15 protein-coding genes are annotated in these 20403 nt (G+C 64.0%); 9 read left to right on the forward strand and 6 right to left on the reverse strand.

Annotated elements, in window-relative coordinates; translation table 11 throughout:
- Positions 1-5: 5 nt before the first annotated feature.
- Together AB7531_RS30265 and AB7531_RS30270 are read right to left on the reverse strand one after the other, a co-directional pair.
- Positions 6-3110 (reverse strand): DEAD/DEAH box helicase, encoded by a 3105-nt coding sequence (locus AB7531_RS30265; protein WP_063984373.1) that lies wholly within the window; start codon positions 3108-3110, stop codon positions 6-8.
- 372 nt (positions 3111-3482) lie between these two features.
- Entirely contained in the window at positions 3483-3743 is a 261-nt protein-coding gene (locus tag AB7531_RS30270; RefSeq protein WP_063986529.1) for a hypothetical protein, read from the reverse strand.
- A gap of 121 nt (positions 3744-3864) precedes the next feature.
- On the opposite strand from AB7531_RS30270, the gene AB7531_RS30275 reads away from it, so the two are divergent.
- Complete coding sequence (locus AB7531_RS30275; RefSeq protein WP_063984375.1) at positions 3865-4596, forward strand: DUF3750 domain-containing protein; 732 nt, start codon at positions 3865-3867, stop codon at positions 4594-4596.
- 309 nt (positions 4597-4905) lie between these two features.
- On the opposite strand, the gene AB7531_RS30280 is transcribed toward AB7531_RS30275, so the two are convergent.
- Entirely contained in the window at positions 4906-5961 is a 1056-nt protein-coding gene (locus AB7531_RS30280; RefSeq protein ID WP_063984376.1) for a LacI family DNA-binding transcriptional regulator, read from the reverse strand.
- Positions 5962-6097: 136 nt separating this feature from the next.
- Between AB7531_RS30280 and AB7531_RS30285 the strand changes: the two genes are divergently transcribed.
- The 5 genes from AB7531_RS30285 to AB7531_RS30305 are packed head-to-tail and all read left to right on the forward strand — an operon-like array spanning position 6098 to position 12171.
- Positions 6098-7114: a TRAP transporter substrate-binding protein gene (locus tag AB7531_RS30285; protein WP_063986530.1), complete on the forward strand. Its 1017-nt coding sequence runs from the start codon at positions 6098-6100 to the stop codon at positions 7112-7114.
- A 5-nt stretch (positions 7115-7119) separates the two neighbouring features.
- Positions 7120-9030 (forward strand): TRAP transporter large permease, encoded by a 1911-nt coding sequence (locus AB7531_RS30290; RefSeq protein ID WP_187387761.1) that lies wholly within the window; start codon positions 7120-7122, stop codon positions 9028-9030.
- 19 nt (positions 9031-9049) lie between these two features.
- Positions 9050-9589 carry a VOC family protein gene (locus AB7531_RS30295; protein ID WP_014496479.1) on the forward strand — a complete coding sequence of 180 codons (540 nt, stop codon included), beginning with the start codon at positions 9050-9052 and terminating at the stop codon, positions 9587-9589.
- A 12-nt stretch (positions 9590-9601) separates the two neighbouring features.
- Positions 9602-10810 (forward strand): ribulose-bisphosphate carboxylase large subunit family protein, encoded by a 1209-nt coding sequence (locus AB7531_RS30300; protein ID WP_063984377.1) that lies wholly within the window; start codon positions 9602-9604, stop codon positions 10808-10810.
- Positions 10807-12171 (forward strand): four-carbon acid sugar kinase family protein, encoded by a 1365-nt coding sequence (locus AB7531_RS30305; protein ID WP_245328459.1) that lies wholly within the window; start codon positions 10807-10809, stop codon positions 12169-12171. The genes AB7531_RS30300 and AB7531_RS30305 overlap by 4 nt, the downstream gene beginning before the upstream one ends.
- A gap of 53 nt (positions 12172-12224) precedes the next feature.
- Here AB7531_RS30305 and AB7531_RS30310 read toward each other — a convergent pair whose 3' ends face one another.
- Positions 12225-13250 (reverse strand): glycoside hydrolase family 5 protein, encoded by a 1026-nt coding sequence (locus tag AB7531_RS30310; protein WP_063984379.1) that lies wholly within the window; start codon positions 13248-13250, stop codon positions 12225-12227.
- Between the two features lie 21 nt (positions 13251-13271).
- Positions 13272-14558: an O-antigen ligase family protein gene (locus tag AB7531_RS30315; RefSeq protein WP_063984380.1), complete on the reverse strand. Its 1287-nt coding sequence runs from the start codon at positions 14556-14558 to the stop codon at positions 13272-13274.
- 229 nt (positions 14559-14787) lie between these two features.
- Between AB7531_RS30315 and AB7531_RS30320 the strand changes: the two genes are divergently transcribed.
- Complete coding sequence (locus AB7531_RS30320; RefSeq protein WP_063984381.1) at positions 14788-15924, forward strand: GNAT family N-acetyltransferase; 1137 nt, start codon at positions 14788-14790, stop codon at positions 15922-15924.
- 28 nt (positions 15925-15952) lie between these two features.
- Here AB7531_RS30320 and AB7531_RS30325 read toward each other — a convergent pair whose 3' ends face one another.
- Entirely contained in the window at positions 15953-17176 is a 1224-nt protein-coding gene (locus tag AB7531_RS30325) for an FAD-dependent oxidoreductase (RefSeq protein WP_063984382.1), read from the reverse strand.
- A gap of 472 nt (positions 17177-17648) precedes the next feature.
- Between AB7531_RS30325 and AB7531_RS30330 the strand changes: the two genes are divergently transcribed.
- Complete coding sequence (locus AB7531_RS30330; RefSeq protein ID WP_063984383.1) at positions 17649-18995, forward strand: lipopolysaccharide biosynthesis protein; 1347 nt, start codon at positions 17649-17651, stop codon at positions 18993-18995.
- 229 nt (positions 18996-19224) lie between these two features.
- Positions 19225-20400, forward strand: a complete 1176-nt coding sequence (locus tag AB7531_RS30335) for a glycosyltransferase family 4 protein (RefSeq protein WP_063984384.1) — start codon at positions 19225-19227, stop codon at positions 20398-20400.
- The last annotated feature ends 3 nt before the right edge of the window (positions 20401-20403 follow it).

A 20403-nucleotide genomic window follows, 5' to 3' on the forward strand; every position in this document is an offset into this window, starting at 1 on the left:
CTGCCTCACTCGTCCAGAAGCTCCAGGAATTCCTCGATCCGGCCGAACGGTTCCGCGTGCCCGCGGGCGGCGCAGACGACGCGATCGCCGTCGCGCTGGAGCGATCGCGCTCTGGATTTCCGCAGCCGTCCGGGGAGGAAAGTCGCGGCGACGGCCTCGGGCCCGACATCGAGCCTGACGATGCCACGCCGCTTGCAATCGATCCTGAGCCTGGCGGCCGCAAAGAAATCACGCGCCTCCGGCGGCAGCCTGCCGAAACGCCGCGAGGTCTCCTCCTCCAGGTCTTCCAGATCGTCGTCGCTCCGGCATCTGGCGGCGCGACCATAGATCTCGAGCCGCATTGCTTCCGATTGCACATAGCCTTCAGGCAACATGTCGCCGACAGGCAGATTCAGATCCGGCACCCACAGAAAGGCGCCCGAGTCGTTCACTCTTTCCGAGGCGAGCTTCAGGAGATGACTGTAGAGCACCGGCCCGAACACCTGCACGTGCCCGGACTGCTGTTCGGAAAACAGATCGCCGGCGCCCCTGAGGTCCAGGTCGCGCTCGCTGATGGCAAAGCCGGCGCCGGGCTTGCTGAACTCCTCGAGGACGGCCAAGCGCTTCTCGGACTGTTCCGAGGTCGACTCCGTCAGCAGATAGGCGAAGGCGCGCGTTCCGCCGCGTCCCACCCGCCCCCTGAGCTGATGGAGCTGTGCGAGGCCGAACTTTTCGGGCCAACACACCACGATGGTATTCGCGCGCGGGATATCAAGACCGCTTTCCACGATGTTGGTCGCCAGGAGGACGTCCGCCTCGCCATCGACGAAACTCATCATGCGGTCGTCGAGGTCGTCGACGGGCATCTTGCCATGAAGGCAGACGATGCGGAGGTCGGGCGCCAACGATTGCACGCGCGCCAGCATCGGCTCCAGATCCTGGATGCGCGGGCAGATCAGAAAACTCTGTCCATGCCGCCGCCGCTCGCGTAGCAATGCTCCGGCAATGGCCGCATCCGAAAGCGGAGCGATCTTGGTCACGATCGGAAGCCGGTGAACCGGCGGCGTTGCGATCACGCTGAGATCCCGGAAGCCCGCAAGACCAGCGGCGAGCGTACGCGGGATGGGCGTCGCGCTCATCCAGAGCGTATGGGCATTCTTTGCCAGCCCTGAAAGCTTCGCCTTCTCCGCCGCTCCGAAGTGCTGCTCTTCGTCGATGATGACGAGGCCAAGATCGGCGAACTTCACATCCTTTGCAGAGAGCGCCTGCGTGCCGACAACGACTTTCAGCCTGCCGCTTCGCAAGCCCTCTTTGATCCCTCGCGTCTCCGGGCCGGAGGTCGCCCGCGACAGGCTTCCGACTTCGATACCGAGAGGACCGAAGCGCTTGCGGAAGGTTTCGACATGCTGCCGCGCCAGGACCGTGGTCGGCACGGCGATCGCCACCTGTTTCCCGGACAGCGCCACCGCGGCTGCCGCGCGCAACGCCACCTCGGTCTTTCCAAATCCGACGTCGCCGCACACCACCCTGTCCATGGGATGACCTGCCGCGAGATCATCGAGCACGTCCTGAATGGCCTTCGCCTGATCGACGGTCGGGAAATACGGAAAACGCGCAACGAACCTTTCATAGAGCGGCCCGGGCGCGACCAGTTTCGGCGCGCGGCGGCGGTGGCGCTGGCTGATGTGCTTTGCGAGCGCCTTGGCGGCGACCTGAATCTCCGCCTCGGCCTCGGTCCGCCGCGCCCACCATGTGCTCCCGTCCGCCTTGTCCCGTGCCAGCTTGCCGGGCTCGGCCGCATACGGCCAGATCAAGGCAAGGTCGGCCGGCGGCACGAGAACGGCGTTGTCTCCCGCGAACGCAAGCCTGACCATCTCGCGCCGCGATCCCGTCCCCATGGCGAGGGTCTGCAAGCCGTCGAGCAGAGCGAGTCCGCGCTGCAAATGGACCACCGCCGCGCCGCGCTCCGGGACGTCCGGATGATCGAACGCGGCCGTCCAAGCTCTCGCCATGGGCTGGGGATGATGGGCTCTGCTGCCGAGCACGTCGGACGCGGTGACGATGACGAGAGGCTTGCGGCCGGCCCCGACGAAGCCGGCATCGAAGTCGGCCAGGAACGCCGTTTCGCGCTCCCGTCCCTCCGTCGCCTCGCTCCAATCGGCACAGCGCTCCGCCTTGATGCCGCTCATCCGCTCCATCGCGCGAAGGTCATCCTCGACGGCCGCGACGAACAGCACCCGCGACCCGGCGCGTTGCATGTCGTCAATAAATGCGCGGAGGATCTTTCTTGGCGATGAGGCTTTCGAGAAATCGGGCGTCGGCGTGAAGGCCGATTTTTGCGGAAGCACGCTGATGCTCTTCTTCAGCCGCTTCCAGTCCGCCCGTCCGAGATACTCGCGCTCCGCATCCCTGCGGCCAGCGGCCTCCTCGATGGTGCCCAGCCAGATATCGGCGTGGCCCGGTACGCCGGCATCCACGATCCACCGCGCGCGAGCGCAATAATCCGGCAGCGTCGCCCGCTGCCCGCGCTTGCCTCCGAGCGCAATCTGTTCGGACATCGGATCGATCAGCAATTCCCTGGTCTCGTAGACGACCTCATGCTCGACCGGATCGACGGCAACGATCTTACGGATAACACCGTCGGAATGTTCGATCCTGAAAGGACCAAGTCCGCCCGCGGGAAACACCTCGAACGTCTTGCCGTGGAACAGGACGCCGCCCGGATATTCCGCCTCTTCGTCGAGGTCGTAGCCGAGGGCTTCCAGACGGCGCTCCAGCTCGGCTTCCGAATAGGCCGCGCCCACTTTCAGGCTGAGGCTGGTCTTTGACCAGCTCGCCGGCAGCGGCAGCCGCTCCATGATGGCTTCTGCGGTCGATACGAGGAAGACCGGCTTCCTTGCCTTGGCAAGGCGCCGCAACACCGAGCTCCGCCTGCCTGCGATCTCGCGCGACGGCTCCAGACCATCGAATGGCAGATTGTTCAGTCGCGGGAACACCAGCACCTCGACCGAAGGGTCGAGCGCGTGGATCACGCCGCCCAGCCGCTCCGCCCTGTTCTCATTGTCGCAGAGGAAGACGAGGCCGTCGCGGCCAGACTTCTCCCATTGCTCGCGCAGATGCAGCGCCAGCATGCCGAGAGGCGATGAGGACGAGACCGTAGAACGCGACGAGCTATTGCCTTTCGAGCCTTTGCTCTCTGTGCTCTTCGAACCCTTGCTCTTTGAACCCTTGCTCTTCGAGCTCTTGGTCTTCGGGCTCTCGCCTTTCGAGCTTTTGGCCTTGGTCTTTTTCGCGCCGGTCGCGGCCCGGGCTTTTTTGGTGGACGCCAATGTGTATCCAACTTTGTTTCAGAAATAGAGTCGCGCGCCGACGAGCCCTGCCGTAGAGCTCGGTCGACAACGCGGACTGGGCCCAAGCGCCCAAGCACGTCATTACAATTTCACGATTGCGTTGGAAAGCACGGATGCAAGCCCGGACGACCGGCCTGCACGCCAAAATAAGGCCTATTGCAGGACCTTCGGCAGCACCACGACCACGTCGACGCTCTGCCCGAGGATTTGCGTCGCGACCACGGCGAGGTGATGCGAGAACTCGTCCTCGATCTCGCTCGCGCAGTCTTCGTCCCTGGCAATGGCGAACAGCAGATTGCCGTCGATCTCGTCGAATCGGATACCGGCAAAAAGACGATCAAACGTCTCGGCGCCCGCGATGCCCGCGATTCGCGCCTGGATGGCTTGGTCTTCGATGAGGGACAGTTTCATCATAATCGGGAACATGGGGGCGCACCTCCCAAATGCAAGAGCAGAAGCGTGCTGGCGCGACCCGCCGGGCGAACTATATTAATCGTGTTGTCCCGCCTGCCCCCGTCTGCCCTTGAGGAAACTCTTGATTCTCTTCCTGCTGCTGGTCTCCGTGCCGATAGGACTGTCGGCCGGACGCTATTATCTGTTCGGCGATGGCCGGGGCAATTGGCAGACGGCGGATCGCTCGAGCGCCGGCCTGTTGCCGCCGGCATCGGCCAATCCGGACGCGCTGATCCGGGTCTTTGCCGCGCGCACGGTGCGGTGGCGCAGCATTTTCGCCGTCCACAGCTGGATCGTCGTCAAGGAGAAAGGTGCCAGCACCTACAGCCGATACGACTACACGGCGTGGGGCGACCCGATCCGGAGCAACGGATTTGCACCCGACGGCCGCTGGTTCGGCGCCATGCCCGAAACCGTCGTGGCGGTCGACGGCGCGCGGGCCGAAGCGCTGATCCCCAAGATCCGCCACGTCGTCGAGACCTACAAGTTCCGCGCCTACGGCGATTACAGCGCCTGGCCCGGACCGAATTCCAACACCTTCGTGCAGGCGGCGCTGGACGCCGTTCCCGAGCTTCGTGCCGTCCTTCCACCCACCGCGGTCGGCAAGGACTATCCGTACAGCGGACGCTGGGCCGGCATCACCCCTTCCCGCACCGGCGCCTACGCCTCGCTGTCGGGTTACCTCGGCATGACGGTCGGCTGGGTCGAAGGGTTCGAGATCAATTTCTTCGGCGCGGTGCTGGGCATCGACATCCGGCGGCCGGCGCTCAAGCTCCCCGGCATCGGCCGCCTGGGCGTCGCCGCCGGCCTGTAGAGCGCCTGCCGACGCCTCGCCAAACAAAAAACTGAAAAACAACCCCATGCACAGTAGAACCGCCCCTGGCCGGTTGGTCGCGGTGGCGCGGCTTAAGTCGAGATGAGGCTTGGTGAATTGCCTTGCGCGCGCAGAACGAGAGGCCTCTCTCCTGCAACGCACGTTGAGGTGCTCGACGAGCCCGATGTCTTCAGACGCCGGTCATTTGACTCGTCGGGCAAAACACCGGCAAAATTGCATCGTGCCAATCAGGCCATGGATGCGCTCGACCAGGCCGACCATGGGTCCAGCAAGCCGCCTCCCTGGATCCTAGCCCCCAAGCGCCGGAATATTTTCGCGAAAGATGATCTCGCTGCGCGGCGCCTCGATGCCGTGCATGGCGCTGCGGCCGGCGCGCAAATTGTCGAAGATGCCGACACAGCTCATCATCGTGTTGAGCTGATTTTGAGTGATGACGGCATCCATCGTCCCATCGAGCAGAAAGCTACGCGTATCCGAGGTCAGACCATGGCCAATGAAGACCACGTCACGCGCCCGGTTCATTTCGTTCAGGGCGCGAGCGACACCATCGGCGGCGCCGCCGATGTTGTAGATTCCGGCAAGATCCGGATGCTGGCCCAGCAGCATGCGCGTCTGGCGATAGTTGCGGTCGGCGTCATCATGGCCTTCGCGCAGGCCCACGACCTTGATGGCCGGGAATAGTTCTTCGAAGACGTGCAGAAAGCCCATTTCGCGTTCTTCGTGCGCGCGGTAGCTGCGGCTGCCCGCGATCATCGCGACCTTGGCCGGACGCTCGCCCAGAAAGCGCGCGATCAGATAGCCGGCAGTGCGTCCGATCGAGCGATTGTCCAGTCCGATATAGGCCGCGCGGCGCGCGTTCAGGATATCCGAGATCAGCGTCACCGTCGGCACGCCGTGCTCCGCTAATCGGTCGACGGCTTCCCTCACGACGGGATGCTCGAGCGCCATGAAGGCGATGCCGTCGGCCTTGTCGCGGGCCCGCCAGAGCTGACGTGCCAGCGGGTCGGGATTGAAGCCCTTGATGGTGTCGACCTGACAATGGACGTTGAAGGGCGCGAGCCGGCCGTCGGAATGCGCGATCAGCTGCCCGAGCGTGGACAGGAAGCGGTTGGTGCCGGCCGGCAGCAGGAACAGCAGCCGCATCGGCTTGGGCCGCATCGCCGCCAGGATGTTCTCGGCCGGCATGTAGTCGAGCTCGGACGCGGCGGCGAGCACCCGCTGCTGCGTAATCGCCCGCACACCGGGCCGACGATTCAGCACGCGGTCGACCGTCGCCGTGGAGACGCCGGCCCGGCGCGCCACGTCAACGATGCGGCTCAGCGAAGGAGCCACTGGTTTATTCATTCCGGGGCCCAATCGTCGAATACCTCAAAAACCATCATCTTTATCGTTTGACATGCTAGCTCAAAGTCGCAATTTTCGCATCAATATTGTTGCAGAAACATCAAATAACATCAAATCGCTGTTGGAGGAGAAGCCCATGTCCCTGACCCGTCGGCGCGCCCTGCAAGCCCTGTCCGTCCTCCCCGCCGCGGGCCTGATCGGCGGTCTCTCGCGCCCGGCCCGGGCGGCCGAGTTCTCGCTGAAATACGGCAACAACCTGCCGCTGACGCACCCCCTCAACATCCGCGCCCAGGAAGCCGCCGACCGCGTCGCCAAGGAGAGCAATGGCCGGGTCGAGATCGCCATCTTCCCGAACAACCAGCTCGGCGGCGACACCGACATGCTCGCCCAGGTGCGCAACGGCGCGCTGAACTTCTTCACGCCCTCCGCGCTCGTGGTCGCGACCCTGGTGCCGATCGCCGCGATCAACGCGGTCGGCTTTGCCTTTGCCGATTACGATCAGGTCTGGAAAGCGATGGACGGCGGGCTCGGCGCGCATATCCGTGCCGCCATGGCCAAGGTCGGCCTCCATACCTTCGAGAAGATGTGGGACAACGGCTTCCGCCAGATCACCAGCGGCGCCAAGCCGATCGAGAGCGCCAAGGACATGGACGGCCTCAAGATCCGCGTGCCCGTGTCTCCGCTCGGCATCTCCATGTTCAAGGCGCTGTCGTCCTCGCCGACCAGCCTGCAATTCAGCGAGGTCTATTCGTCGCTGCAGACACGCATTGTCGACGCGCAGGAAAATCCGCTGCCGATCATCCAGGTAGCGAAGCTCTACGAGGTGCAGAAGTACTGCGCGATCAGCAACCACATCTGGGACGGCTTCTGGTTCATCGCCAACGCCCGCGCCTTCAACGCCCTTCCCGCCGATCTCAGGACCATCGTCAGCAACGCCATCAACGATGCCGGCTTGAAGCAGCGCGAGGACATCAAGACGTTCAATGCGACCGTGCAGGCCGATCTCCAGCGCAATGGGATGAAATTCACCACGCCTTCACCGGACTCGTTCCGCGCAAAACTGCGCGACTCCGGCTTCTACGGCGAATGGAAGGGCCGCTTCGGCGACGAAGCCTGGGCGCTGCTCGAAGGCGCCGTCGGCAAGCTGGCCTGAGCGCGATGACGATCGCAGAGCATCAGATGACGGACTATCTGGCGGCGGCCGCGCACCCTGCTTCCGCTGCGGGCACGCGCAAGCTTGCGAGCGCCTTTGGCACCGTCGACCGCTGGCTCGGTGCGGTGGTCGAGACCGCCGCGGCCGGTGTCGTGCTGGTCGAGATCGGCATCATGCTCGCCGGCGTCATCATGCGATACGCCTTCCACAGCCCGCTGATCTGGTCGGACGAACTGGCCTCGATCCTGTTTCTCTGGCTCTCGATGCTGGGCGCGGTGATCGCGCTGCGCCGGGGCGAGCACATGCGCATGACAGGGCTCGTCAGCCATGTCGGCCCGGGCGCGCGCGCCTTTCTCGACACGATCGCTGCGGTGGCGCCGCTAGCCCTGCTGGCGTTGATCCTGCATCCCGCCTTCGACTATGCGAGCGAGGAACAGGTCATCGTCACCCCGGCGCTGGAGATCAGTAACGCCTGGCGCGCAGCCGCAATTCCCGTCGGGATGACCCTGATGGCCGTCGTCGCCGCGATCCGGCTCGCGACGCATCACCGCCCCGCGTTGATCGTCGCGGCCCTCATCACCGCCGCCGTCCTGATTGCCGCATTCTGGCTTGCCGGACCGCTGCTCGCCCCGCTCGGACGCTACAATCTCATCATTTTCTTCGTCGGCGTGGTCGCAGCCAACGTGTTCGCCGGCGTACCGATCGCCTTCTCCTTTGCGCTCGCGACCTTCGGTTATCTGGCGCTGACAACCAGCGTCCCGATGATGGTGATGGTCGGCCGTCTCGATGAGGGCATGTCGCACCTGATCCTGCTCGCGGTGCCGCTCTTCATTTTCCTCGGCGCGTTGATCGAAATGACCGGCATGGCGCGGGCCATGATCCAGTTTCTGGCAAGCCTGCTCGGACATGTCAGGGGCGGACTGTCCTATGTGCTGATCGGGGCCATGTATCTGGTTTCCGGCATCTCCGGCTCGAAGATCGCCGACATGGCCGCGATTGCGCCGGTGCTGCTGCCGGAGATGCAGCGGCGCGGCGCCAAGCCCGGCGACCTCGTCGCGCTGCTGTCGGCCACCGGCGCGCAGACCGAAACCATTCCGCCGAGCATCGTGCTGATCACCATCGGCTCGGTGACCGGTGTCTCGATCGCGGCGCTGTTCACGGGCGGGCTGCTGCCGGCCCTGGTCGTGGGCACCGCGCTCTGCGTGGTGGTGTGGCGGCGCTACCGGAACGAGGATCTGAGCCATGTGCGGCGGGCCTCGAAGCGCGAGATCGCAAAACTCACAATGGTCGCTCTGCCCGCCATCCTGCTGCCCTTCGTGATCCGCACTGCCGTCGTCGAAGGTGTTGCCACTGCCACGGAGGTCTCGACCATCGGCATCGCCTACGCCGTGCTGATGGGCCTTGTGGTCTACCGCCAGTTTCCCTGGCGGCGGCTGAAATCCATGCTGGTCGAGACGGCCTCGCTGACGGGCGCAATCATCTTCATCATCGGCTGCGCCACGGCGATGGCCTGGGGACTGACGCAATCCGGCTTCTCGCAACAGCTGGCGAAGGCGATGGCGGCGATCCCCGGCGGCGCCTACGGTTTCCTCGCGATCTCGATTGTGGCCTTCGTCGTGCTCGGCAGCGTGCTCGAAGGCATTCCGGCCATCGTGCTGTTCGGCCCATTGCTGTTTCCGATTGCGAAGCAGGCCGGCGTGCACGAAGTGCACTATGCGATGGTCGTGATCCTCGCGATGGGCATCGGCCTGTTCGCGCCGCCGTTCGGCGTCGGCTATTACGGCGCCTGCGCGATCAGCAAGATATCGCCGGACGAAGGCCTCAAGCACATCTGGGGTTATGTCGCGGCGCTCTTCATCGGCCTCGCCATCGTCGCGGCCGTGCCGTGGCTGTCGATCGGCTTCCTCAAATTCTGAAGATCATGGGAATCATGCAATGAGCCGTTTTTTTGGTGAGATCCGGCAAGCCGGCTACGTCGTTGACGACATCGAGAAGGCCATGGATTATTGGAGCCGCGAGCTCGGCATCGGGCCGTGGTTCTATAATCCGCGGGTTCCAATCGTGAACTACCACTATCGCGGCAAGGCCTATGAGCCGCACAATTCGGTGGCGCTGGCCAATTCCGGTCCGCTGCAGATGGAGCTGATCCAGATCCGCAACGATGCGCCGTCGATGTATGCCGACTTCCTGAAAGCCGGACATAAGGGTCTGCAGCACGTCGCCTATTGGACCGAAGACTACGACGCCGATCTGTCCCGTCTCGAAGCCGAGGGTTTCAAGCCGGTCATGAGCGGCGAAGTCGGCGCGCGCGGTCGTTTCGTCTATTTCGACACGGAGTATCATCCGGGAACGGTGATCGAACTGTCTGAGGTCTCGGGACCCAAGGGCAAGATGTTCGATCTCATCCGCGCAGCCGCCAAAGGCTGGGACGGGCGCGACCCCGTGCGGCCGTTCCCCGATCTGACCAAGCTCTAGACCTGCGCTCCCGTGACGCAAAATCCCGTTCGCATCGAAGCCGACTATCTGATCGAAACGCCAGAAGATCCGCGTCTTGCCGCGGAAACCATGGCGGGCGAGCAGTCGAGCGGCACGTTCGTTGCGGTGCCCGGCGAAACGCCGGAGCTGAAGGCGCGTGCGGCCGCCCGCGTCGAGAGCATCGAGTTGCTTGATGCAATCTCCGCGCCGTCGCTCCCGGTCGCCCGCCCGATCAACCCAGATGGCCCCTGGAATCGCGCGCGCGTGACGTTGTCATGGCCGCTCGACAATATCGGCGCATCACTGCCCAATCTGGTCACGGCGATCGCCGGCAATCTCTGGGAGTTGCGCCAGCTGACCGGCCTGCGCCTGCTCGACCTGCGCCTGCCGCTCGCGTTTGCCGCCGCCTATCCCGGACCGAAGTTCGGCGTCGCCGGCACGCGCGAGCTGACCGGTGTCAGCGGCCGCCCGCTGATCGGCACCATCATCAAGCCGAGCATCGGACTCAGTCCGGCCGAGACGGCCTCTCTCGTCGCCACGCTGTGCGAGGCCGGCATCGACTTCATCAAGGATGACGAGCTGCAATCGGACGGCGCCTATTGTCCGTTCGACGCGCGCGTGCGCGCCGTGATGCGCGTCGTCAACGACCACGCTGATCGAACCGGCAAGAAGGTCATGATCGCCTTCAACCTGACCGGCGAGATCGACCAGATGCGCCGCCGGCACGATCTGGTGCTCAGCGAGGGTGGCACCTGCGTGATGGCGAGCATCAACTCGGTCGGGCTCGCCGGCATGGTCGAGATCGGCCGCCATACGCAGCTTCCCGTTCATGCGCATCGCAACGGCTGGGGCGCGCTGAACCGTCATCCCGCGCTCGGCTGGGATTATACGGCGTGGCACAAGATCTGGCGGCTGGCCGGCGCCGACCACATGCACGTCAACGGCATCGGCAACAAGTTCAGCGAGACCGATGACAGCGTGGTCACATCCGCAAAGGCGGCGCTGACGCCGATGTTCGCGCACAAACCATGCATCGCGATGCCCGTGTTCTCCTCGGGCCAGACGCCGGCTCAGGCCGCGCCGACCTGGCGCGCACTCGGTTCGACAGATCTGATCTTCGCAGCAGGCGGCGGCATTCTCGCCCATCCCGCTGGACCGGCCGCCGGCGTTGCCGATTTGCGCGCAGCATGGGACGCCGCGATGGCGAGCCCGCAGCCGTGAGCGGCGCATCCACCCTGCCCGACGGTCCACTCGTTGCCTTCTACGGCGACGATTACACCGGCTCGTCCGCGGCGATGGAGGCCCTCACCTTCGCAGGCTTGCCGACAATCCTGTTCCTCGAACCTCCGACGCCCGAACGTCTCGTTTCTATCGGGCAGTACCGCGGCATCGGCATCGCCGGCACGGCGCGCGCGAAGGATCCGGCCTGGATGGAGCAAAACCTGCCGCCGGCTTTCGCGGTGCTCGCAGGTATCGGCGCGCCGATCGCACACTACAAGGTGTGCTCGACCTTCGACTCCTCGCCGCAGATCGGCTCGATCGGGCGTGCGATCGATCTCGCCGTGCCGCAGCTCGGCGGCGCCTGGCATCCGCTCCTCGTGGGATCGCCGGCGATGGGGCGCTATCAGATGTTCGGCCATCTGTTCGCGGCCGTGAATGGCGTCGGCCATCGTCTCGACCGGCACCCGACCATGTCGCGTCATCCGGTGACGCCGATGGACGAGTCCGATCTCGGCCGACATCTTGCAAAACAGACGGCGCGATCGATCGGACTGATCGACTTCGTCACCATGGCCAATGGCGGCGCGGATCTGGCGCTGATGCGCGCGAGGGCCGCCGGCACCGAGATCATCTCGCTCGACGTGCTCGATCAGCCATCCCTGATCGAAGCCGGCCGCGTGATCTGGGAATATCGCGGCGAACGGCTCTTTGTCGCCGGCTCGCAAGGTGTCGAGCAGGCCCTGGTCGCCTATTGGCGGTCGGCGGGCCTGATTGCCGACAGCAAGCCTGATCTGCGCCTTGCCGGCGTCGAGCGCATCGCCTGCGTCTCAGGCTCCTGCTCGCCCGTCACCGCCGCGCAGATCGCGCATGCCGCGGACAATGGCTTCGATATCGAACGGCTCGATGCGACCCGCGCCGTCGACGCGGTTGAATGGACCAGGGAGATCGGCCGCGCTGCCGAACGTGCGCTCGCCGCACTCGCGTCGGGGCGCGATGCGCTCCTGATCACCGCAAGTGGGCCCGACGATCCCGCCATCGGTGCGCTCAACGCGGCCATCGAGGCGAGCGGCGCAACAGCGAGTGGGGTGAACGAGCGCATCGGCGCGGGGCTCGGCCAGGCACTGGACTCCATTCTGGAAACCGCGCGGCTCCCTCGCGCCGTGGTCGCCGGCGGCGACACGTCCGGACATGCGCTGCAGGCGATGGGCATCTATGCGCTGACCGCGATCGCCCCTCTCGCGGAAGGCGCGCCACTCAACCGCGCATCATCGGATCGCGCGCATGCGAACATCGAGATCGCGCTCAAGGGCGGACAGGTCGGCGGGATCGATCTGTTCTGCCGCGCCAGAGACGGCGGTTAGCCGTCACCGCTAGGCGATCGTGATCTGGCCGATACTGGCCGTGAACCGCGGCCTCAACGGGCCGGCGGGATCAGGGCGCGCAGGATGTCGGGCTTCCAGGCCTGACGGGCGCTGTCAAAGGCCGCGAAATCATGGTCGAACTGCCAATAGGCCCATGCCCAGCCACGTCTGTCGGCGCTTCGCGCCACGAACGACAGGTATCTCTGGAGACTCTCGGATGGAGCTCGTTCGTAGACCCCGAACTCGCCGAGATAAATCGGGCGCTTCTCTCGCTCCGACCACCGGCTGACCTTCTCGAAATCAGCGGCCGCCTTGGCTTCGTCGTCCGGACTGCCCCAATCCAGCGGCCCGATGCGCGCGAACGTCTCGGACCATGGCGCACCCTGATGCGTGAAGCGTATCGGCGCGTAATAATGAAAGGTGACGATGAGGTTCCTGTCGTCGGCGGGGAGAGCCAGATCGTCGATGGGAATCTCGTCCGTGTTGAGAACCGCAGCAATGACCCGCCGCTCGGGGTTGGTGCGGCGGATGATGCCGATACAGTCGTTGAGGAGCGAATTCCAGCTGGCGGACGTCATCTGTCCCCCCGGCTCGTTCAAGACCTCGAAGACGAGCCTGGGATATCTTCCGGCATAGCGCTCCGCGATCTGCCGCCAGAATGCCCTGAGCTTCTCGCCGCATTCGGATACATCACGCTGACAGACATGCGTGTCGTGCTCGTCGACGATGGGAACGAGGTTCCTGGCGAGGATTTCCTCGATGACGGCATCAAGCCTTCTCAGCACGGCCTCATCCAGCACATTCCCGCGATCCATGAACTTGAAGCCGAAGAAATTGATCCTGACGTGCGCGAATCCGGCCTTTCTGATCGCCGTCAAATTGTCCAGACGGAACGGCGCGTTCTGACCGCCCTCCCAGATTCCGTCGTAACCGAGAATGTTGATCCCGCGTCCCAACCTTGCCGCATCGCGAGGCACGACCTGCCCGGCGCCATGGGCGTCGGAGCAGAGCGATGCGAAGACGAAAGCCGCTGCGGCAAGATTGAAGCTTCTCGACCAGCGAGCGCGGTGGGCGGTCATCCTGCTTCCATTCCGTAAGGGTTAGAAATCGGTCTCCGGCACCGGCCTGCACGTTGCAAGGAGGAACGCCACGAGGAGCACCGACGTGAACATGGTCGAGCGAAGGAACGTCGTCTCGGTGAAATTGGTCTGAAAGCTGAGGGCGACAAACCCGATAATGAGGGCACAGTGCGCCCGGTGGATCGATCGTGCAGAAATCAAATAGAGAACCTTGTTCGAGAACAGAAGAACACTCGCTGCGAAAAGCACGTAGCCCAGGAACCCCGTTTCCATCAGAATCGCGATATAGCCGCTATGATAGTTGTCGAGCACCCAACCGTGGTTCTGCTCGAAATAATCGTAGATCGACGGGATCGTCCAGAAACCGTTGATTCCGAAGCCGAGCAGCGGCGCATGGTCGAAATGGCTTATCGCGTAGTGCCAGATGAAGGTCCGCTCGGTGAAATTGACGGTCGCATCGCCAATGTGGATGGCGTCGTATCCCGTCGCGTAAAAATAGACGATCAGGAGGCCGGCCATAACGCACATGACGAACGGCAGGATCGCATAGAGCCTCATGCAGCCGACCGACCACATCGACGTCACGAGCAGCGCACAAGCCGCCAGGGCGACGGCACCGGCGCCGCGCGATTCCGACGCGAGGACGCAGGTCGACGCCAACAGGAACGCGACGAGGAACGCCAGCCACCCCTGCCCCGTCATCTTCCGGTAGCAGGAGAAGAACATCAGATACGCACCGACAAAGCCGAGCGTCTGCTTCGATTCATAGACGCCCTGCCATTGACCATTGTGCATCCAGCTATGATCTATCCCGATATCGGGCACGGCGAGTGCGCAAAGCGCCGATGCGGCGACCAATATGAAGAGCCCGGAGGATGTCGCCTTCACGACATCGTCGATATCGATCCGCGTGATCATGCAGAACGCGCCAAACGTCGTCATTGCAAGAGCGGCGCTCTTCATGATGGCTGCGGCGTTCAGGGTGGTCCACAACACCGAGACGACCGCCAACGCGTAGAATGCGAGGAGCGCGATCAGATCGGGGTTGAACGCCAGCTGCAGGCGCGGGCGTACGAACGCGCTTGCGTAGATCAGGACGCTCCACATCAGCAGAGCGACCGCCTGTTGCAGATAAGTCAGTCCCGCCGGCAGTATCGCCGTATTGAATGTCCCCATCGACGCGACGACATTGACGGTGATCGAGACGCAGATGACGAGCCTGGCGATCTTCTCCACGCCGGCACTGCGCGTCTTCCAGATCGCGCTCGTGAGTGCCTCGGAGGCTCTCTCGGTCTGCAGGATGGCCATGAGGTGACTTTCCCTTAAGCTTGGTTAATTATCTACTACTGCGGGTTGATCTCCCGAGCCCCGACACCGCGAAATCTCGAAACTTCGGGGATTGATAACGATACGGCCCTGCTCGATGCGTTAATGCAAATCGCACCCCGCTGGTGCCTCGGCCGTCACGACCCTGCTATACAAGCGCGGGATCCGGCCCGATCGACTTCTCCGGGTTATCTGGTTTCCGTGGTCACGCATGAATAAGCCAAGCAATACATTCGATATCGCCATCGAGCAGACGTTCGACTTCCTGTCTCCGGAATACGGAGCGCTGTTCGACAGCTCTGCCGCGACCGCGTTTCAGCATCCGCTCTGGCTGGACAGCCTCTACGCCAGGCTCGCATCCCATGCAGGCGCGACGCCGCTGGTCGTCGTGGTCCGTCGCCGTACGACGGGGGCGCTGGCGATGGTGCTGCCCCTGCTCCGAATCCGCCGCGGCCCGATCCGGACCATCGAATTCGCCGATCTGCGCGTATCCGACTATCTGGCGCCGGTCTGCAGTCCCGAGGTGTTTTCCAGCCTGCTGGAGGATGAAGCGGCCTGCGCAGAGATCAGGCGCCTCGCCCGCCCGTTCGATCTGCTCCGCTTGACCAAGCTGCCCGACGGACGGCTTCCGATCGAGAGCTTACTCGGCGCGCCACGCCGCGTCTCGATGGAGACGAACGCCTACGCGACCGTTCTCGTCGCCCCGTTCGAGCAATGGCGTGCCAGCGCACTGGATCGCTCCTATCAGAAGGAGCTCGCCAAGAAATATCGCCAGCTCCAGAAGAAGGGAGCATTGAGCTTCTCATGCTGCGACGACAGCGCCTCGATCTCCGAGGCGATGGACGCGATGAAGCAATATCGCGGCCCGCGCTTTCACGCCCAGGGCGACGGCGACCTGCTCCAGCGCCCCGAATATTACAGCTTCTATTCTGACGTGGCGGCCCGCGGTCTCGGCTCGTTCGTCCGACTCTACGCCATGAAGATGGACGGCGGCGTGATCGCCGCCGTGCTCGGACTGCGCCATCGCGGCAGCTTCCTCGTCATCATGAGCGCCTTCGATATCGACGGGTACAAGAGCCAATCCCTGGGCTCTCTGATGTTCGAGCAAGTGGCGAGGGATTGCATCGAGCGCGGCGATCAGATGCTCGACTTCACGATTGGCGACGAGCCGTACAAGAAATTGTTCGGCGGCCAGCCTTCGCCGATGTGGATGGTCACGCAGGCCGGCAGCACCGCGGGCGCCATCAGCCTGTTCGCGCTGAGGCAGGCTCCCTGGCTCAAGCTGGCGGCCAAGCGGCTATCGGATTTCAGGCTCCTGCCGGCCCGCACCCCGACGCCCACGCGCTAACCAAAACGCAAGCGAGCGGGCGCAGAGCTCAGGCGCGGAGCGCGCCGCGGACGCGTCCGAGCCAGCCCGGATGCATCTGATCGACACGATGCGTGAGACTGCGCCGCAGGAAGTGCAACCGCCGCCGCACATCCCATTCGATATCGTTGCGGGACGTCAGGGCCTGACGGAAGCGCGCCATTTTCAGCGACCGCTGGTCTGCCGCGAGCTTGTCGGGATCGGAGTAGAACTGCGAGATCTTCTTCGTGCCCATGCCGGCGCTTGCGAGCCAGCGCGGCGCGTGCTCCGTGCAAAGGCGATCGACGTCCACCAAGAGGCGGGCGACGCCCGTGCCGGCGGCGGGACAATTGGTCTGGAACGCATCGCCGATGAGGACGATTCCGGGCTGAAGGTGTCCCTCCACCACGGTCAGATCCATCACCCAGTTCTGCACCTTGTCGGTCACGTGGAAGTCGCCGAGGTAAGGCCGCAGTCCCGGCAGCAGCCGCAGGACGGTCGCTTCCGGTTGGCGGCGCAGCTCGCGCATGATCGGATCGGTCGGGTCACGGAACATGAACAGATTGGCCCGCATGCCCGATGGCACCGGGAACAGGCTGAGATAGTCGATGCCGTCAGCGGTGCGCTCGCCGTAACAGGTCAGCGCCTCGAAATCGAATGGCGTGCCATCGCGGCGGGCGATCGAAAAGCCGAACGACACCGAATGGCGCTCGGCCAGCACGCGCCGCTTGATGCCGAGCTTGTAGCCGAGGGCTCCCGCCATGCCTGTGGCGAGCACGACGAGCCGCGCCTCAAGGCGTCGTCCGGACGCAAGCTCGATATGCTGGACATCATTGCTGGGGCTGATTGCGGTGACTTCGTCGACGATCAGATTGGACGGATCAGGCAGCTGGCTGCGCGCCATCGCAACGAGGCCGGCATAGGAAAACCCGTAAGCCTGGCCGACGCCGACATCGACGACCTTGCCCTCCCGGATATTGAGCACCCGGTCATACCGGCAGGCGACGTTCTCGAGCGCATGGAGGAAGCCCAGCCTGCGGAACATCTCGAGCTGCTGGCCACCGAGCTTCTCGACCCGGAATTCGTCCGGATGCACCGCGCGCTTGTCGACGAGTGCGACGCGATGCCCCGCCCGCGCAAGCACGGACGCGGCGAGCGATCCCGCGAGGCCGCCACCGACGATCGCGATGTCTGCGACGATCGCCGCAGTCGCAGCTGCAGCGCTCGGCTCGGTCACGGGTCTATCCGTCGTCATGGTTTAGGGCTCCACGGTTAAGGGTGGTTCCATGTGCAATTCCCTCGCCTGATGTCGTATCGCAGAGCCAAACGCGATCATTTCCGGCGATTGAGGTTAACGGGTCGCCGGACACATCCGTCCCGGCACGCGCCTTGCTCAGAACGACCTCGAAATACTGCTGTCTCGTCAGACAAAGCGTCCGAATTCGTTCCAGAGAGGCCATTCCAATGCTCGAACAGCCGCAGGCCGGCCGGCTTCGCCCCGCATCTTGCACCGGCACGACATCGCGCCGCTTTTCGACCGAGCCGGTGCCCGCTCAATCTGGCACATCACGGACGCGGCTGTTCCGCAGTGAAGCAGCGGCGTACGACCTTCGTCGACGACAGACGGCGGGACCTGAAGACCGCGCATTAACACTCGCATTTTTCCGGCATGCTAGGCTCTCGCCGTCCTTGCAACGCCCATCTTCGGGGAACGCTTCGCATCTTCGATGATCGATTCCATTGTTCAATTTCTGCGGCGTGACGTCACGCGCGGTGTCGTCGGGACCATCCTCCTGAAGGTTGGCAGCGGCGCGCTCGCGTTTGCGTTGTTCTCGCTGGCCGCGCGAACGATGACACCCGACGGATTCGGCATCTTTGCGACCTGGCTTTCGGTTGCCCAGATCGCCGCAGTCGTAGGCCTGGTCGGTCAGGAAGCATTGCTGGTGCGGTTCCTGAACGAGTATGAGGTCGGCGACAGGCCCGACCTCACCAAGGGCCTCCTGCTCTCCAGCTTCAGGATTTCCGCCGTCGCGATGCTGATCGCGATCGCCGCAGTTGCGGCGGTTGCGCATTTCAGAGGGGATTTGTGGCTGCTGATCCTCGCCGTCTCGGCCTACACCGCCGTGAGTGCCGGATTGATGCTCGGCAGCCAGATCGCGCGCTCGCTGGTCAGCATTATCATGGGCGAAGGCAACCGCGAGTTCTTCTGGCGGGTTTTCGTCGTGCTGTTTCTGCTCGCCATGCTGTTCGGGCATCGGCAGCTCGATCCCGCCGAGCTGATCGCCGCAATGACGATTGCGATGTCGGTGGGCCTCGTCGCACAGATCATTGCGATTGTACGGGCGCTGCCGGATTTGCGCGCCACAGCAGCGAATTCCGAAGCAACGCGCTGGCGATCGAGCGCATTGCATTTCTGGCTTGCGTCCATCCTTGAAGTCGCGAACCAGTATTTCGACGTCATTCTGGTCTACTGGATGCTGGATCCGGCGACCGCCGGCATCTACTTCGCGGCGTCACGCCTCGCCAACATCTTCGCCATGCTTTCCGCCGCGCTGTACTCGTTCGGCGCGCGCCGGCTTCCTTCGCTCTACTTCAGCAAAAATCACCGGGAATTCGAGCGGACGCTGCAGCTCATGGCGGAAGTGACCGCACTTTGCGTGGTCGCAGGCCTCGCCATGATCTGGATCGGCGGCCCCTATCTCCTCAACCTGTTCGGGCCTCATTTCACCGAGCAGCACTCGGTGCTGATCGTGCTCGCGATCGGAACGGCCATCCAGGCCGCGGGCGGTCCGTCGGCGGCGATCCTGCAGTTGACCGGCCATGAACGCATCTACGTCCCCGTCGTCGCCGCAAATGTCGCATTGAGACTGGTCGGATTCCTCGTCCTGATCCCCTGGCTCGGCGTGCTTGGCGCGGCGATTGCGGCCACCGTGTCGCTGGCGCTCACGACCATCGCGCTCAATATCTTGTGCCGGCGGCGAACTGGGGTCGATCCTTCGGTTCTCGTGCTGTTGCGCTTCTCGGCGTGGCGACGCGGCCGCTATGCGGTTCGCGGCGGCGACTCCGCCGAATAGGCGTCAGCCGTACGATCGGCCTGGTTGATCCGCGACGGCGCGTGCAGGTCCCGTTGGTTAACGCGCTCGCGGCGCACCATCCGGGAATCGGCAGAATTCCCGCGAGAACGCGGCAATCGGCGGCTCGCGCATTAACTCCGTTTGTTGCTAGTCGGTGTCTGCCCGATGCCTGCATGATAGGTACGGGGTTAAGAAGGTGAAGATTTCGTTTCTTTAGCGGTCGGGATCCGTGCTCCACTACCAGCCGAACAAGGAATTGGGCGAGACGACCGCGACAGAACTCGCGCGGCTGAACGGCAGCGAACGAAAGCTGCACGTCCTTCTCGTACAGACCCAGGCCGAAAACGCGGGCGCGCAGGAGATCTCCAGGCTTCTCGGCGCCGGCCTCTCCGCGCGCGGCCATCGCGTCTCCAACCTGTTTTTCTTCCGCAAATCGGATTCGTTCGATGAGCCGCCCGAGACGTTCTATTGCGCATCGAGCCGGCCGGGCAATCCGGTTGCGCTGTTGCGGATGCTGTGGACGCTTGGCGGTCATATCAGGGCCACGCGGCCCGACGCCGTCCTGACCTTCCAGCATTTCGGCAACGTCATCGGCGCGGGCGTGACGCGCCTCGTCAGCCGCGCTCCTGTCGTCGCCAATCAGGTTTCATCCGCGCTGTCGATGAGCTGGCCGATCCGCACGGCCGACATCGTCATGGGCAGCGTCGGCTTCTTCGACCGCATCACGCTGAACTCAAAGGATATGGAGCGCGAGTATTCGCGCTACCCGCAGGCCTACCGGTCGCGCATGGTGCATGTCCCGCACGGCTTCGAGGACAAGGCCCTCATCCTGCCGAAGGGCGCCGCACGACAGAAATTCAACCTGCCGCCGGACCGCGTCCTGCTCGGCTGCGCGGCGAGGCTGCATCCGCACAAGCGGCTCGATGCAGCGATACGCCTCCTGCCGGATGAACCGTCGTGGCACCTTGCACTCGCCGGCCAGGGTGCCGACGAAGCGCGACTGCGGCAGCTTGCGGACGAGCTGAACGTCTCGGACCGATTGCATCTGCTCGGCGAAATCGCGCCACGCCAGATCGCGGATTTTCTCGCCTGTCTCGACATATTCGTGTTTCCGACGCAGGCCGAGACCTTTGGCCTCGCCGCCGTCGAGGCCGCCAACGCCGGCGTTCCCTCGGTCGTCACCGATCTTCCCGTGCTGCGCGAGGTGCTGTCCTTCGAAGGAAAGCCCACTGCCCTCTTTGTCGATGCTTCAGATCAAGCGAAGCTGTCGGCTGCCGTCTCCAGACTTCTGACCGACCAAGCACTGAGCGACGAACTGCAAAAGAATGCCAAAGGCCTGAGGTTGCGCTATTCGGTCGATGCGATGGTTGAGGAATACGTTCAAATCCTCAATCGGGTCGTCTGAGCC

Source organism: Bradyrhizobium sp. 63_E2_N1_3 (genome assembly GCF_052076005.1).
Taxonomy (GTDB): Bacteria; Pseudomonadota; Alphaproteobacteria; order Rhizobiales; family Xanthobacteraceae; genus Bradyrhizobium; species Bradyrhizobium barranii.

Excerpts from the sequence above, each read along its gene's own strand:
- AB7531_RS30325 (WP_063984382.1), bottom strand. The coding sequence starts at position 17,176 with ATGACGACGGATAGACCCGTGACCGAGCCGAGCGCTGCAGCTGCGACT.
- AB7531_RS30330 (WP_063984383.1), top strand. The coding sequence starts at position 17,649 with ATGATCGATTCCATTGTTCAATTTCTGCGGCGTGACGTCACGCGCGGT.
- AB7531_RS30285 (WP_063986530.1), top strand. The coding sequence starts at position 6,098 with ATGTCCCTGACCCGTCGGCGCGCCCTGCAAGCCCTGTCCGTCCTCCCC.
- AB7531_RS30270 (WP_063986529.1), bottom strand. The coding sequence starts at position 3,743 with ATGATGAAACTGTCCCTCATCGAAGACCAAGCCATCCAGGCGCGAATC.
- AB7531_RS30310 (WP_063984379.1), bottom strand. The coding sequence starts at position 13,250 with ATGACCGCCCACCGCGCTCGCTGGTCGAGAAGCTTCAATCTTGCCGCA.
- AB7531_RS30315 (WP_063984380.1), bottom strand. The coding sequence starts at position 14,558 with ATGGCCATCCTGCAGACCGAGAGAGCCTCCGAGGCACTCACGAGCGCG.
- AB7531_RS30290 (WP_187387761.1), top strand. The coding sequence starts at position 7,120 with ATGACGATCGCAGAGCATCAGATGACGGACTATCTGGCGGCGGCCGCG.
- AB7531_RS30295 (WP_014496479.1), top strand. The coding sequence starts at position 9,050 with ATGAGCCGTTTTTTTGGTGAGATCCGGCAAGCCGGCTACGTCGTTGAC.
- AB7531_RS30280 (WP_063984376.1), bottom strand. The coding sequence starts at position 5,961 with ATGAATAAACCAGTGGCTCCTTCGCTGAGCCGCATCGTTGACGTGGCG.
- AB7531_RS30320 (WP_063984381.1), top strand. The coding sequence starts at position 14,788 with ATGAATAAGCCAAGCAATACATTCGATATCGCCATCGAGCAGACGTTC.
- AB7531_RS30265 (WP_063984373.1), bottom strand. The coding sequence starts at position 3,110 with ATGCTGGCGCTGCATCTGCGCGAGCAATGGGAGAAGTCTGGCCGCGAC.